Source organism: Kutzneria kofuensis (assembly GCF_014203355.1).
GTDB lineage: Bacteria > Actinomycetota > Actinomycetes > Mycobacteriales > Pseudonocardiaceae > Kutzneria > Kutzneria kofuensis.
In genome coordinates, this window is record NZ_JACHIR010000001.1 from 7410064 (window position 1) to 7424326 (window position 14263).

Below are 14263 nucleotides of genomic sequence, written 5' to 3' on the forward strand. Positions count from 1 at the left end.
TGTCCGTGACCGCCAGCCTCATCCCCACGCTACCCGGCGCGTACTACACGGATCCGGAGATCTTCCGGCAGGAGCAGGAACGCGTCTTCGAGGCGATGTGGTTCTGCGCCGTCCGGGCCACGGACATCCCGACGCCGGGCAAGTTCCGCACCGTCCAGATCGGACGGGAGAGCGTGCTGGTCTCGCGCGCAAGGGACGGTGCGGTCAAGGCGTTCCTGAACATCTGCCGCCACCGGGGTGCCAAGCTGTGCCTGGACGAGGAAGGCGAGGTCAAGCGCGCCTTCCAGTGCCCGTACCACGCGTGGACGTACGGTTTGGACGGCAAGCTCGTCGCCGCCCCGAACCTGACCAAGATGCCCGACATCGACCGGGTCGAGTACGGCCTGGTCAACGTGCACGTCCGGGAATGGCTCGGCTATGTCTGGGTGTGCCTGGCCGACAAGCCGCCGTCCTTCGAGGACGATGTCGTCGGCGCCTGCACCGAGCGTCTCGGCGACGCCGACGCCATCGGCCACTACGATGTCGCCAATCTCGAGGTGGGCCGGCGGATCGTCTACGACGTCAAGGCCAACTGGAAGCTCATCGTCGAGAACTTCATGGAGTGCTACCACTGCGCCACCATCCACCCCGAGCTCACCGAGGTGCTGCCCGAGTTCACCGAGGGCCTGGCCGCGCAGTACTACGTCGGTCACGGCGCCGAGTTCGGCGACGAGATCCGGGGCTTCACCGTCGACGGCAGCGAGGGTCTGGACCGGATCCCGACCGTCACCGAGGAGCAGGACCGGCGCTACTACGCCATCACCGTCAAGCCGCAGGTGTTCATCAACCTCGTGCCCGACCACGTGATCCTGCACCGCATGTTCCCGCTGGCCGCCGACCGCACCGTGGTCGAGTGCGACTGGCTCTACCTGCCCTCGGTCGTCGAGTCCGGCAAGGACGTCTCCCGGTCCGTCGAGCTGTTCCACCGGGTCAACGAGCAGGACTTCGAGGCGTGTGAACGCTGTCAGCCGGCCATGAGCTCCCGCGCCTACGCCAAGGGCGGTGTGCTCGTGCCCAGCGAGCACCACATCGGCGTCTTCCACGAGTGGCTCCTGGGCAAGCTCGTCCAGGCGCAACGAGGCCGGGTCCGCCCGGCGTAGGAGCCGGCGGCGACCAGCAGCCCGATGCCGAGCCCGCCGAACGCCAAACCGCCGAATCCGGTCATCCACGCGGTGTCGGTCGCGGTCGGCAGTGGCCACACCGGAGCCGGGGGAGCGACCAGACCAAGCAGCCACGCCGCCGACAGGACTGTCAGCACGATGCCGTACGCGCCGAGGCTGACGCCGGTGAGCCAGGCCGGCGGTAGCGGCAGCAGCCGAGGCAGGCGGGTGCCCCAGCGCTGGACCAGGCTGAGCATCAGCAGCCCGCACGCCACCGCGGCCAGCACGGTGAAGTCGATGCCCGCCGACGACAGCGCGTTCATCAGCGCGGAGTCGCCGGCGTTGGCGGCCCGCCACTGTTCGCCGGTGACGCCGAGCGCCGTGCCGCCGAGCGTCCAGACGATCTTCGTGGCGGCCCACGGCACGACGCCGAGCATTGCCGAGTACACGGTCCAACGGACGCCTCGACCCGCCGTCGAGGCAGCCGGATGCACGAGCGGGCCGCCGTAGCCGCCGGGATGATCACGGCCGCACCGAGGGCACCGACCGCGTGACACCCGGAGACGTGACACCAGCGTCGCCAGCAGCGGCCCCACACCGAGCACGTCGAGCGCCATGTGCACCAGCGCTATGCCGCCGACGCCGTCACCCGAGCCCGAGGCCAGGGCCACCAGCTCCATCGGCGAGCCGAAGGTGCCGATTCCGAACACGATCGTCGTCACGAACAGCAGCGGCACATGGCCGCGAACCGCCGCGACCGCCGCCACGACGGCGGCCAAAGCAAGGAACACCTGCACCCAGGCCGGAAACGCGAAGTGCGGGCCGAGTGGCAGCTGAGCTCCGGCCAGCACCCACCCGACCTGCACGCCGGCGTAGCAGACACCCCAGACCGCCGTCACCCACGGCACCCACGCCGGCCAACGCCCCCACATGCCGCCGAGCATGCCCGCAACCGGCTGAGTGACCTCTCAGACGGTTTGATTTCCCAGCTCATAACGGGTATTTAGAACGAACGGGGGCATGACGGTCGGGAGTGCGGGTGGGCGCGGAGTTCCGCGTGCTGGGTGAGCTCCGGGCAACGGTCGACGGCCGTGACGTCGACCTGGGACCCCGGCGGCAGCGGTGTGTGCTCGCGGTCCTGCTGGTCGAGACCGGCCGGGGGGTGTCGGTGGACGAGCTGATCGACCGGGTGTGGGGTACGGCGGCGCCGCAGCGGGCGGCCGGCACGCTGTACAGCTACCTGTCCCGACTGCGCGGGGCCCTCGGCGGCGCGACCCTGGTCAACGCCAGCGACGGCTACCGGCTGGCGATCGGCCCGGACGACGTGGACCTGCACCGCTTCCGGCGGCTGATCGCGGAGGCCCGGGCGAGCGACCGGGACGAGGTCGCCGGCGAGCTGTTCCGGCAGGCGCTGGGGTTGTGGCAGGGGCAGGCGCTCAGTGGCCTGTCGAGCCCGTGGCTGGACGACATGCGGAGCCAGCTGGAGCAGGAGCGGCTGGCCGCCCGGCGCGACCACGTCGACATCGAACTCCGCGCCGGCCGGCACGCCGAGCTGCTGTCCGAGCTGACCACGGAGGCGACGCGCCGCCCGGAGGACGAGCGGCTCGCCGGGCAGCTGATGCTCGCCCTCTACCGCAGTGGACGGCAGGCCGACGCGCTGCGGCACTACGACCTCACGCGACGGTGGCTGGCCGAGGAGCACGGCGCGGACCCGTCGCCGCCGCTGCAGGAGGTCTACCAGCGGATCCTCACCGGCGACCCGCGGTTGGCCGGCACCACCGCGCCCGTGCCGCGGCAGCTGCCGGCCGCGCCGGCGTGGTTCACCGGCCGCCGCCGGGAGCTCGCCGAGCTGGACCGCGCCGGGGCGATCTCGGTGATCGCAGGCACGGCCGGCATCGGCAAGACCTCGCTCGCGCTGCACTGGGCGTACCAGCGGCTGGACCGGTTCCCGGACGGCCAGCTGTTCGTCAACCTGCACGGCTTCGCACCCGGCGGCGAGCCCGTCTCGCCGGCGGGGGCGATCGGGGCCCTGCTGGACGGCCTCGGCGTGCTGGTGGGGGCGCGCCCGGTCGATCTCGACGCCCAGATCGCGCTCTACCGCAGCCTGGTCGCCGGCCGGCGGATGCTGATCGTGCTGGACAACGCCGTGGACGCCGCGCAGGTGGCGCCGCTGTTGCCGGACAGCCCGTCCGGCACGGTGGTCATCACCAGCCGGAACCGGCTGAGCGGGCTGGTCAAGACGCCGGTGCCGATCGAGGTGCTGTCCGAGGAGGAGTCCCGGGACCTGCTCGTCCGCCGGCTGGGCACGTCCCGTGTCGCCGCCGAGCCCGATGCCGTCGAGGAACTCGTCGCCTACTGCGGCGGCTCCCCGCTGGCGCTGGGCATCGTCGCCGCACGCGCGGCCGTGCACCCCGACTTCGCGCTGGCCGGCCTGGTCGCCGAGTTCCGCGACGCCTCGACCCGACTCGACGCGCTGGACGAGGACCACCCGATGGCCAGCCTGCCGGCCGCGCTGTCCTGGTCGTACAACGCTTTGACGCCCGAGCAGGCGGAGATGTTCGCGCTGCTGGGCCTGGCGCCGGGGCCGGACATCGGGCTGCCGGCCGCCGCCGCCCTCGCCAACCGTCCCGCGGCCGCCCTGGTACGGGCGTTGGAGCGGGTTTCCCTTGTGCAGCAGGACAAGCCGGGCCGCTACCGGATGCACGACCTGGTCCGCCTGTACGCCCGGGACCGGGCCTGCCACGATCTCTCGTCGGAGCAGCGGACCTCGGCGCTGCTGCGGTTGACCGACCACTACCTGCACTCCGCCTACGCCGGCGACCGGCTGATGTACCCGTCCCGTACGCCGATCGAGCTCACCGAGCCGGTGCCGGGCAGCCGCCCGCACCACCACGCCGACGTCGCCGGCGTGGTGGCGTGGTTCGACGCCGAACACTCGTGCGTGCTGGCGACGCTGCGGCTCGCCGAGGAGCAGGGCTGGCACCGGCTGGTGTGGCAGCTGGCGTGGAGCCTGGACACCTTCCACCACCACGGCGGCCACGTGCACGACGACCTGGCGACATGGACGGCCGCCGCCCGCCACGTCGACGACGACCTCCGGGGGCTCACCCTGCGCCGCCTGGGCACCGCCTACTCCCGCCTCGGCCGGCACGCCGAGGGCATGGAGCACCTCCTGCGGTCCTTGGCGCTGGCCGAGGAGGCCGAGGACGACGCCGCCCAGGCGCACTGCCACCGCGCGCTCGCGGCGGCCGCGGGCTTGGCCGGCGACAACCGGTCCGCCCTCGACCACGCCATGTCGGCCCTGCGCTACTACGAGAAGCTGGACAGCCCGATCCAGCAGGCCAACGCCCTCAACCAGGTCGGCTGGTACGCGGCCCAGATCGGGCAGTACGCGATGGCCCGCAGCCACTGCGAGGCCGCGCTGGCGGTGCTGCGGGACCACCCCGACCCGCAGGGCGAGGCGGACACCCTGGACAGCATGGGCTACATCTGCCATCACAGCGGCGAGCACGCGCTCGCTCTCGGCTACTACCGGCGGGCTCTCGCCCAGTGGCGCAAGGTCGGCGCGGCCGCCCTGATCGCCGAGGTGCTGGAGCGGGTCGGCGAGACCCACACCGCCCTCGGCGACCACGAGCAGGCCCGCGCCGCGTGGCGGCAGGCGTTCGAGCACTACCGGTCCCAGAACCGCCCGACCGATGCGGCCCGGGTCGAACGACTCCTCTAGACCGCGGCGGGTTCCTCGGAGCGTTCCTTGGCGTCGTCCAACACGATCCGGCCGAGGACGGCGTACGTCTCGGGCCGGAACCGCCGCAGTGCCAACGCTCCGACGACGCCCAGCACGAACAGCGCGCCGACGATCCACGGGATGGCGTGGAAGAACGGCGTCGAGGCGGCGGCGCCCGCGGCCGCGTCGAGATTGTCCACCAGCAGCCACACCACGGCGATCATGCCGATGCCGCCGAGCAGGGGAGCGGTGAACGTCGTGAACCAGTGCCGGGATTCCTTGTGGTTGCGGGAGAAGTAGCCGATCACCGCGAACGAGCAGAGCGTCTGCACGATCAGGATCGCCATCGTGCCGAGGATCGCCATCAGCGTGTACAGGCTCAGGTACGGGTCCTGGCCGGCCAGGCTGAACAGGGCGACGATCACCACGGCGATGACGGTCTGGGTGAACGAGGCGACGAACGGCGAGCCGTGCTCGGGATGGGTCCGCCCCAGCCGCCGCCAGATCAGGCCCTCCCGCCCGATGGCGTACATGTACCGCGCGGCGCACTGGTGGAACGCCATGCCGCACGCGAACGAGCCGGTGATCAGCAGCCACTGGAACAGCAGCACCGCCCAGTGACCGACGAACGTCTCGGTGGGACCGAAGAAGAAGCCCAGCGGGTCCTGGGCCGCCACCTGGACGGAGCGGGCCAGGCCGTTGCCGGCGATGGCCATCCAGGACACGAAGACGTAGAAGATCCCGACGCCGACCACGGAGATCAGGGTGGCCCGCGGAATGGTCTTCTTCGGCTCCCGCGACTCCTCTCCGTACATCGCGGTCGACTCGAAGCCCACCCACGACCAGAAGGCGAAGAACAGCCCCAGCCCGGCCGCCGGCCCGCCGAACGCGTTGAGCGGGTCGACGGGAGACAGGGGGATCCCGTCGGGTCCGCCGCCGCGCACGAGGACGGCGACGGCCATCAGGAACAGCATGCTGACCTCGCCGACCAGCATCACGCCGAGCACCCGTGAGGTCAGGTGGATGTCGAAGTACGACAGGATCGCCGTCGCCGCGAGCATGATCGCCGCGAACAGCTGCCACGGCAGGTGCACGCCGAACTGGGCCAGCACCGTGCTCTGCGCGAAGTACGCGAAGATCCCGACGATCGAGGCCTCGAACACGATGTAGGCCATCACCGCCAGCAGCCCGCTGGCCAGGCCGACGACACGGCCGAGGCCCTGCGACACGAAGCCGTAGAACGCGCCGGTGGCGGTGATGTGCTTGGTCATCGCCACGTAGCCGACGGAGAACACCGTCAGCACCACGGTGGCGAACAGGTAGCCCGCCGGTGCGCCGATTCCGTTGCCGAAACCGACCGCGACCGGAACGTTGCCGGTCATCGCGGTGATCGGGGCGGCGGTGGCGATCGCCATGAACACCACCCCGACCACGCCCACCGAGTTGGCGCGTAAGCGATCCATCAGATGAGCTGCCCCTTCACAGGAGTTGTTGCGCCTTCTCGAGGGAGGCGCGCAGGATCTGCTCCATCTCGTCGAAGTGCGACTGGTCGCAGATCAGCGGCGGCGACAGCTGCACGACCGGCTCGGCGCGGTCGTCGGCGCGGCAGTAGAGGCCGTTGTCGAACAGCGCGCTGGACAGGTAGCCGCGCAGCACCCGCTCCGACTCCTCCGCGGTGAAAGTCAGCTTGGTGTCCTTGTCCTTCACGAGTTCGATGCCGTAGAAGAAGCCCGCGCCGCGGACGTCGCCGACGATCGGCAGGTCCCGCAGCTTGTCCAAAGTGGACCGGAACGCGGCCTCGTTGGCCAGCACGTGGTCGTACAGGCCCTCGTTCGCGATCAGGTCCAGGTTGGCCAGCGCCACGGCGCAGGACACCGGGTGGCCGCCGTAGGTTGAGCCGTGCATGAAGATGTTGTGGCCCTTGAGGAACGGCTCCATCAGCCGGTCGCTGGCCAGCACCGCGCCCAGCGGCGCGTAGCCGGAGGTCAGTCCCTTCGCGACGGTGATCATGTCGGGCTGGTAGCCGTAGCGGTTGGCGCCGAAGTCGTGGCCCAGCCGGCCGAACGCGCAGATCACCTCGTCCGACACGAGTAACACGTCGTAGGAGTCGCAGATCTCGCGGACCCGCTGCCAGTAGCCGGGCGGCGGCGGGAAGCAGCCGCCGGTGTTCTGCAGCGGCTCCAGGAACACCGCGGCGACGGTTTCCGGGCCCTCCATGAGGATGGCCTGCTCGACCTGGTCGGCGGCCCAAAGCCCGAACGCCACCAGGTCGTCGGCGTGCTCGCGGGCCCGGTAGAAGTTGGTGTTGGGCACCTTGATCGCGCTGGGCACCAGCGGCTCGAAGTCGGCCTTGGCGCCGGGGATGCCGGTGATCGACAGCGCCCCCTGGGAGGTGCCGTGGTAGGCCATCGACCGGCTGATCACCTTGTGCTTGGTGGGCTTGCCGGTGAGCTTGAAGTACTGCTTGGCCAGCTTCCACGCGGTCTCGACGGATTCCCCGCCGCTGACCGTGAAGAAGACGCGGTTCAGGTCGCCGGGCGCGTCCGCGGCCAGCCGTTCGGCCAGTTCGACGGCGGCCGGGTGGGCGTGCGACCACAGCGGGAAGTAGGCCAGCTTGCGGGTCTGCTCGGCGGCGGCCCGGGCCAGCTCCTCGCGGCCGTGGCCGACCTGCACGGCGAACAGGCCGGCCAGGCCGTCGATGTAGCGCTTGCCGTTCGTGTCGTAGACGTAGGCGCCCTCGCCGCGCTCGATCACGGGGATGTCCGTGTCCTCGAAGGCGGAGTGGCGGGCGAAGTGCAGCCACAGGTGGTCGCGGGCCGATGTGGACAGCGCGGCCGCGCCGGCGGTCCCGGGGTGGGCGGTGGCAGTCATGGCGTCCTCACCGATTTCGTCGTTCAACTGCGTCTCGACTACGTTTATCGCACATCGGTGAGGTTGATACAAGGGATTCCGTAGCTGCTAGCGGGTGCCCCACTGGTAGGACTGCTTGTGCAGCCGCAGGTAGGGCATGGTTTCCACGTCCCGCACGCCCTCGACGGTGCGGATCCGGTTGGACATCAGGTCCAGCAGGTCGGCGTCGTCCTCGCAGACCGCCTCGCACAGGATGTCGAAGCGGCCGGCGCAGACCACCACGTAGTCGATCTCCGGCATCGCCGCGAGCGCGTCCGCGACCGGCTCGATCGGGCCGCTCACCTTCAGCCCGAGCATGGCCTGCCGGAACAGTCCCACCTGCATGGGGTCGGTGACCGCGACGATCTGCATCACGCCCGACTGCACCAGCTTGGCGACCCGCTGCCGCACGGCGGCCTCGGACAGGCCGACGGCCTTGCCGATCGCCGCGTACGGCCGCCTGCCGTCCTCCTGCAGCTGCTCGATGATCAGTTTCGACGCCTCGTCCAGAGGCTCGGTGTTCCTGCGCACCGGCGCATCATCGCAGTTCCCCGCCGGTTGGCACGGCAGCGGCGACCGTGTCCGCCTCGACGGCGGTGCGTGCGAAGTACGCCGAACCCTTCCGCCACGCCGCCAGCATCGGCACGACGCCCACCGCGAGCAGGCCCAGCCCGATCCCGTTGACCACGGCCGAGTTGGAGCCGATGGCCTGCACGAACATCCACAGCAGGAAGACCGCGCCCAGCCCCGGCCACAGCCCGATCAGCACGAAGTTGCGCAGGCTCTTGAACAGCTCGGCCCGGTGCGACACCACGACGGCGAGGCCGGCCAGGCCGTAGTAGAAGGCGATCTGCAGGCCGATGGCGCTGATCGCGTCGGACAGGATCTCGCCGACCGTGCCGAGGAAGTTGGCCGCCACGAACAGCACCACCGACACCACGGCGACGGTGATCGTGGCCAGCGTCGGCGTGCGCCGGCGCAGGTGGGTGCGGCCGAAGGCGCGCGGCAGCGTGCCGTCCCGGCCCATCGCGAACATCGTCCTGGTGACCTGGATCAGCGTGGTCTCCAGCGTGGCGATCGTGGACAGCACCACCGCGATGGACAGGATCTTGCCGCCCGGGCCGGGCCAGATCGCCTGGCCGAGCAGGTCGAGGAGGTTGCCGCTGCTGTTGCCGATGGTGTCCGCCGACAGCAGCAGGTTCACCAGCACGGTGAAGCACAGGAACAGGCCGAACACGATCACCACGCCGACGATGCCGCCCAGGCCGGCGGCTCGGCGCGCGGACCTCGTCTCCTCGTTCAGGTTCGCCGACACGTCCCAGCCCCAGTAGTAGAACGCGGCGACCAGCGCGGCCGCGGCGAAGCCGCCCATGCCGTCGAAGTGCGTGAAACCCAGCCAGGACCAGGAGAAGTGCTCCACCGCGATGCTCGGCGCGCGGAGCAGGCCGACCACCAGGAAGATCACCAGGATGGCCACCTCGATGCCGGACATGATCCACTGGGCCCGGGCCGTGACGTGCGCGCCGAGGTAGACCACCAGCGCCATGGCCGCGAACCAGACCGCGCCGACCAGCGTCACCAGGGCCGTGTTCGAGGCCAGATCCGGGTCGAACAGCGACAGCGTCAGCGAGCCGGCGGGGATCGCGCCGGCGACCATGAACAGCGTCGCCGAGACGATCAGCGCCCAGCCGGACAGGTAGCCGAGCACGGGGTGCAGGGCGCGGCCCACCCACGCGTAGCTGGCGCCCGCGTTGACCTCGGTGCGGCCGAGGTGGCTGAACGCCCAGGCGATGCCGAGCATCGGGATGCCGCACCAGAGCAGCGCCGCCGGGCTGCCGAGACCGGCCACCGCCACCAGCGCGGCCGTGCTCGCGCCGATCGAGTACGCCGGCGCGCTGCCCGCGACGGCCATCATGGCGGTGTCGGCCGCGCCCAGCACGTCCGCTCGTAACGTGCGCTCCTCTGACATCGAGCCTCCAGCGATCGGCGGGTGACGGGGGCCACACCCGTGCGGCACAGTGAAGGCGTTCCGGCGTGCGAAGTCAATGCCCTGGGCGACCGAAACAGCAACTTAATCGACTGGTTGCAATCGATACCGTCGCGCGGGAGCATGGTTCGCAACTAAATCCGTGTCTGGGAAGGATCCGTTCGGTGGCCGACAAGACCGTCTTCACCAACCTCGTCAACGGCGAGCGGGTCGGCGCGGCCGACGGCCGCACCCTCGACGTCGTCGACCCCTCGACCGGCGAGGTGTACGCCACCGCGCCGCTGTCCGGGCCCGCCGACGTGGACGCCGCCGTCGGCGCCGCGAGCGCCGCCTTCGAGACGTGGCGCGACACCACACCGGCGGAACGGCAGCTGGCGCTGCTCCGGATCGCCGACGCCATCGAGGCCCGCGCCGACGAGTTCGTTCAGGTCGAGTCGGCCGACACCGGCAAGCCGCTGGCCGTCACCAAGTCCGACGAGATCCCGCCCTGCGTGGACCAGCTGCGCTTCTTCGCCGGCGCCGCCCGGGTGCTGGAGGGGCGGTCGGCGGGGGAGTACCTGGCTGGGCACACCTCGTACGTGCGGCGCGAGCCCGTCGGCGTGTGCGCCCAGGTGACGCCGTGGAACTACCCGCTGATGATGGCCATCTGGAAGATCGCCCCGGCTCTGGCCGCCGGCAACACCGTGGTGCTGAAGCCGTCCGACACCACGCCGGCGTCGACGACCCTGCTGGCCGAGGTGTGCGCCGAGTTCCTGCCGCCGGGCGTGTTCAACGTGATCTGCGGCGACCGGGACACCGGCCGGTCGCTGGTGTCGCACGACCGCCCCGACATGGTGTCGATCACCGGCTCCGTGCGGGCCGGCATGGAGGTCGCGTCGGCGGCGGCTCTGGACCTGAAGCGGACGCACCTGGAACTCGGCGGCAAAGCGCCCGTTGTCGTCTTCGAGGATGCCGACCTGGAGGCCGCCGCTTCCGGCATCGCCGCCGCCGGCTACTTCAACGCCGGCCAGGACTGCACCGCCGCCACCCGCGTGATCGTCGCCGCCTCCGTGTACGAGGAGTTCGCCGCGGCCTTGGCCGCCCAGGCCCGGGAGACGTCCACCGGCGCGCCCACGGAGGACGTCACCTATGGGCCGTTGAACAACGCTTCCCAGCTGGACCGCGTCGGCGGCTTCATCGGCCGGCTTCCCTCGCACGCCTCGGTCCTGGCCGGTGGTTCCGCCGTCGGCGACCGCGGCTACTTCTACGCCCCCACCGTGGTTTCCGGCCTACGCCAGGACGACGAGATCATCCAGAACGAGGTGTTCGGGCCGGTGATCACCGTGCAGTCCTTCGCCGACGAGGCCGAGGCGGTGTCGATGGCCAACGGCGTCAAGTACGGCCTCGCGTCGAGTGTGTGGACCCGCGACCACGGCCGGGCCATGCGGATGGCCAAGCGCCTCGACTTCGGCTGCGTGTGGATCAACACCCACATCCCCATCGTGGCCGAGATGCCGCACGGCGGGTTCAAGCACTCCGGCCACGGCAAGGACCTGTCCATGTACGGGCTGGAGGACTACACCCGCATCAAGCACGTCATGTCCTCGTTCGAGTAGCCGCCCCGGTCTCCGCACGTGAGTGGCTCACTTGGTCCCGGGAGCCAAGTGAGCCACTCACGTGCCTCGGCCCTCGTCACACCGCCGCGGTGGCCAGGGTTTCGTGGATGAGGCCGCGGATCATCGGCGACGGCGCCATCCCCAGCTCCCTGGCCAGCAGTGCTCGGTAGTGCTGGTACGCCGACAGCGCCTCCGCCACGTTGCCTTCCGCCAGGTGCACCTCGATCGCCAGGCGGTACGGGCTCTCCCGCAGCGGATCCGCCCGCACCGCCGCCAGCGCCGCTTGCAGTGCGTCGCCGTGCCTCCCCGCCCGCAGGCACGACGCCGCGAAGCCCTCCACCGTGTGCAAGTACAGCTGGCGCAGGCGTTCCCGCTCCACCAGCACCCACTCGTCGTACCAACCCGGCAGCAGTTCGTGCGGGCCCGCCAACAGGCTCGGCGGTAGCTCCTCGCCGCCCTGCCTCGACATCGCCACCAGCTCGCCCACGTCCAGCCGTAGCCCCGGGGCCAGACTGATCGTGTCGCCGCCCACCCGCACCGTCGGCGCGGGCAACTGCTGTAGCCGCCACAACGCCGTTCGCAAGCTCGCCAGCGACTTCGCCTCGCTGCCCTCCGGCCACAGCATTCCCACCGCCGTGTTCCGGTTCGTGTCCCGCCTCAACGCCACCAACGCCAGCAGCCTCTGCTGCGCCTTCGGCACCACCAACTCCCGGCCGCCCACCGTCAGCGCGAAGCCGTCGAGCAGGGACAGGCGCGCGGCGTCGGACATGGAGTACCCCCGAAAGATGAGCCGTTCTACGCCGTCATGGTCACGCACAACCAGAGGAGTCACTCCGGCATCCGGCCGATACCACCCGAAGGGGCAGCGTGTATGCCGCGCGTGCCGCGCGGGGCTCGGCCCCTTCGGGGGCCGATGCCTCGCCCTTGCCGGATTTCGGCCGCCGCGTCGGCTCGGGTGGGTGGGTGCGTCGGGTGGCGGCGGCCGAAATCCGGCGACCGGGCGAAGCATCGGCGGGGCCTCGCACTCTCCTGTGTCGGAGGCCGAAGAAGTGGTCAGGTCGCCGCATTCCTGGCCTGTGACCACAAGGTCAGGCGTAGCCCCGTTTGAGCATCATGGCTGCGGCCTTGTCGAACTCGGCGTCGGTCGGAATGGCGAAGTCCAGGGCGTTGGCGTAGCGGGTGATGATGTTGAACAGGGCCGCGACCGCCGACGCATCCACGAGTTGTCGCCGTGTGACCCCAGCGGCCGTCGCCGCTCGGGCTTGGGCGGCTTGCAGTTCGTCCGGGTGCAAGGTCATCGTTTCCAGGACGGCGAGCGTCGCGCGCAGTTGGTCCGAGATGGGGGCGGTGCGGTAGTCGGTGAGGCACGCGTCCGCCACCGCCTTGTCCATGCCACGCACGGCGACGGCCCGGTGGGCCCCGACGCAGAAGGGGCACGAGTTCCACTTGGCGACCATCGCGGCCATCAGTTCCCGCTCCGCCACGGACCACTCACTCGGTCCGCGCATCGCCCGCTGTGTCCACGCGCCGAGTGCCGTGCCCACGAAGTTCTTGTGGTAGAAGGCAACCCGGGCCGCATCCGGGAGACGTGCGCCCAACGCCGCGGAGATGATCCGAATCAGCGCCCTACTACGGAGGCTGTCGCCGCGCTCGACCTCAGGCAGACGCATCGCTCGCCTCCTCGATGATGCGAGCAGCGGCGTCCCAGCGCGCCAGTCCCGCCCCGACACAGGCCGACATGATGATCTCGAATGCCGCTTTGTCGGTGCCCGCTGCCTGCCGGACGGCGTCGACCTCGGCGTCGGTCACCCGGTAGGAGGCTGCGCCGATCTCTCGGGCGAGGGTGTTGTAGGGCTCGGCGATCGGCGGGCCATCCGCGGCCCTGGCCGACACAGCGGTCCGCAGCGCCGCGTCGGTCACTCCAGCGTCGTTCGCCACCGCCGTGCGCAGGGCTTCCGCGAGCTCGTGGTGCCGGGCGCCGGTGTCCGTGCTCATGGGACCTCCATCGGTTCGGCGTGGACGGTAGCGGTTTCAGGAATCCCAGGCATGCCGGGCGACGAACGCCCTCGGCGCGAGGTGTTGGTTCGAACGGCCTTCCGTGATCGCCGGCGCCTGGCGCATACACAGAGTAGAAAAGGACGTGCCCGGTGATCTGATCCGGTGATGCGGACGAATTCCGGGTTTACGGAATGTGATCGGAGATGACTGGTAGGTCACGCCTGGTGTCGCAATTGGCGCAGCGCGTGAGAGTATCCGGCTCATGTACCACCGTCGCCGCCCAGTGCTGATCGTGGGGTTTTCCCCGCTCACCCGAATCGGATTGGCGCGAGTGTTGTCCCGGCTGCCGGAGGTGGGGGCGGTGAGTGCGGCGTCGTCGATGGCGGCCGTACGCTTCGCGGCGCGCAACGGCGCGGGGATGGCAGTGGTGGACCAGGCGGCCGACCCGGGGTTCACGCTGGTACGGACGCTGAGCAGCGGATATTCCTCCTGCCCGGTGGTGGTGCTGCTGACGCCGTCGAGTCACGCGGACGAAGACGCGAGGTTCGCCTTCGGACAAGGGGCGCAGGCGGTGGCGCTGGCGACGGCGTCCGCCAGCTATCTGCACCAGGTGTTGGCCGGCGTTTATCTCGGGGTCCCGATACAGTCGAAAGGCGAGGCATCCACCGGCGACCAGAAACGCGCCCACACGTTGTCCCAGCGCGAAACGGAAATCCTCGCGCTGATCGCGGAAGGCATGAGCAGCAAGTCGATCGCGGAACGCCTCGTGGTCTCGGTGGAAACGGTCCGCTCGCACGCGAAGAACATCATCCGCAAGCTGGAGGCGAACGGCCGAGCGGAAGCGGTTTCCATCGCCTACCGCACCGGCATCCTCGACTCCGACGCCCTCCCACTGGCCTGAGAGCGCATGGTTGGGTGGGCTCGCCCCGCC

The 14263-nt window shown here is 70.4% G+C and carries 12 protein-coding genes; 4 read left to right on the top strand and 8 right to left on the bottom strand.

Annotated elements, in window-relative coordinates:
• Nucleotides 1-5 precede the first annotated feature (5 nt).
• Nucleotides 6-1139 (top strand): aromatic ring-hydroxylating oxygenase subunit alpha, encoded by a 1134-nt coding sequence (locus tag BJ998_RS33845; RefSeq protein ID WP_376775953.1) that lies wholly within the window; start codon nt 6-8, stop codon nt 1137-1139.
• Here BJ998_RS33845 and BJ998_RS33850 read toward each other — a convergent pair.
• The gene (locus tag BJ998_RS33850) at nt 1028-2071 is read right to left on the bottom strand and encodes a hypothetical protein (protein WP_184867374.1); all 1044 of its coding nucleotides are present in this window, start codon (nt 2069-2071) and stop codon (nt 1028-1030) included. The genes BJ998_RS33845 and BJ998_RS33850 overlap by 112 nt on opposite strands.
• A gap of 107 nt (nt 2072-2178) precedes the next feature.
• On the opposite strand from BJ998_RS33850, the gene BJ998_RS33855 reads away from it, so the two are divergent.
• Nucleotides 2179-4863, top strand: a complete 2685-nt coding sequence (locus tag BJ998_RS33855) for an AfsR/SARP family transcriptional regulator (RefSeq protein WP_184867375.1) — start codon at nt 2179-2181, stop codon at nt 4861-4863.
• On the opposite strand, the gene BJ998_RS33860 is transcribed toward BJ998_RS33855, so the two are convergent.
• The 4 genes from BJ998_RS33860 to BJ998_RS33875 form a co-directional block, all read right to left on the bottom strand.
• Nucleotides 4860-6326 (bottom strand): APC family permease, encoded by a 1467-nt coding sequence (locus BJ998_RS33860; protein ID WP_184867376.1) that lies wholly within the window; start codon nt 6324-6326, stop codon nt 4860-4862. The two genes, BJ998_RS33855 and BJ998_RS33860, sit on opposite strands and share 4 nt — an antisense overlap.
• 16 nt (nt 6327-6342) lie before the next feature.
• Entirely contained in the window at nt 6343-7734 is a 1392-nt protein-coding gene (locus BJ998_RS33865) for an aspartate aminotransferase family protein (protein ID WP_184867377.1), read from the bottom strand.
• An 87-nt stretch (nt 7735-7821) separates the two neighbouring features.
• Complete coding sequence (locus BJ998_RS33870) at nt 7822-8283, bottom strand: Lrp/AsnC family transcriptional regulator (protein WP_116179397.1); 462 nt, start codon at nt 8281-8283, stop codon at nt 7822-7824.
• A gap of 7 nt (nt 8284-8290) precedes the next feature.
• Nucleotides 8291-9721, bottom strand: a complete 1431-nt coding sequence (locus BJ998_RS33875; RefSeq protein ID WP_184867378.1) for an APC family permease — start codon at nt 9719-9721, stop codon at nt 8291-8293.
• 182 nt (nt 9722-9903) lie between these two features.
• Here BJ998_RS33875 and BJ998_RS33880 point away from each other — a divergent pair, with 182 nt between their 5' ends.
• On the top strand, nt 9904-11334 hold the full coding sequence (locus BJ998_RS33880) for a gamma-aminobutyraldehyde dehydrogenase (RefSeq protein ID WP_184867379.1): 1431 nt from the start codon (nt 9904-9906) through the stop codon (nt 11332-11334).
• A 76-nt stretch (nt 11335-11410) separates the two neighbouring features.
• On the opposite strand, the gene BJ998_RS33885 is transcribed toward BJ998_RS33880, so the two are convergent.
• The 3 genes from BJ998_RS33885 to BJ998_RS33895 form a co-directional block, all read right to left on the bottom strand.
• The gene (locus tag BJ998_RS33885; protein ID WP_184867380.1) at nt 11411-12103 is read right to left on the bottom strand and encodes an AfsR/SARP family transcriptional regulator; all 693 of its coding nucleotides are present in this window, start codon (nt 12101-12103) and stop codon (nt 11411-11413) included.
• A 319-nt stretch (nt 12104-12422) separates the two neighbouring features.
• Nucleotides 12423-13004: a carboxymuconolactone decarboxylase family protein gene (locus tag BJ998_RS33890; protein WP_184867381.1), complete on the bottom strand. Its 582-nt coding sequence runs from the start codon at nt 13002-13004 to the stop codon at nt 12423-12425.
• Complete coding sequence (locus tag BJ998_RS33895; protein WP_184867382.1) at nt 12991-13329, bottom strand: hypothetical protein; 339 nt, start codon at nt 13327-13329, stop codon at nt 12991-12993. The genes BJ998_RS33890 and BJ998_RS33895 overlap by 14 nt, the downstream gene beginning before the upstream one ends.
• A 286-nt stretch (nt 13330-13615) precedes the next feature.
• Here BJ998_RS33895 and BJ998_RS33900 point away from each other — a divergent pair, with 286 nt between their 5' ends.
• Entirely contained in the window at nt 13616-14233 is a 618-nt protein-coding gene (locus tag BJ998_RS33900) for a response regulator transcription factor (protein WP_184867383.1), read from the top strand.
• The last annotated feature ends 30 nt before the right edge of the window (nt 14234-14263 follow it).

Bases quoted from the DNA above. Each gene is read 5' to 3' on its own strand.
- BJ998_RS33860 (WP_184867376.1), bottom strand. From the start codon at position 6,326: ATGGATCGCTTACGCGCCAACTCGGTGGGCGTGGTCGGGGTGGTGTTC.
- BJ998_RS33895 (WP_184867382.1), bottom strand. From the start codon at position 13,329: ATGAGCACGGACACCGGCGCCCGGCACCACGAGCTCGCGGAAGCCCTG.
- BJ998_RS33890 (WP_184867381.1), bottom strand. From the start codon at position 13,004: ATGCGTCTGCCTGAGGTCGAGCGCGGCGACAGCCTCCGTAGTAGGGCG.
- BJ998_RS33885 (WP_184867380.1), bottom strand. From the start codon at position 12,103: ATGTCCGACGCCGCGCGCCTGTCCCTGCTCGACGGCTTCGCGCTGACG.
- BJ998_RS33865 (WP_184867377.1), bottom strand. From the start codon at position 7,734: ATGACTGCCACCGCCCACCCCGGGACCGCCGGCGCGGCCGCGCTGTCC.
- BJ998_RS33875 (WP_184867378.1), bottom strand. From the start codon at position 9,721: ATGTCAGAGGAGCGCACGTTACGAGCGGACGTGCTGGGCGCGGCCGAC.
- BJ998_RS33850 (WP_184867374.1), bottom strand. From the start codon at position 2,071: ATGTGGGGGCGTTGGCCGGCGTGGGTGCCGTGGGTGACGGCGGTCTGG.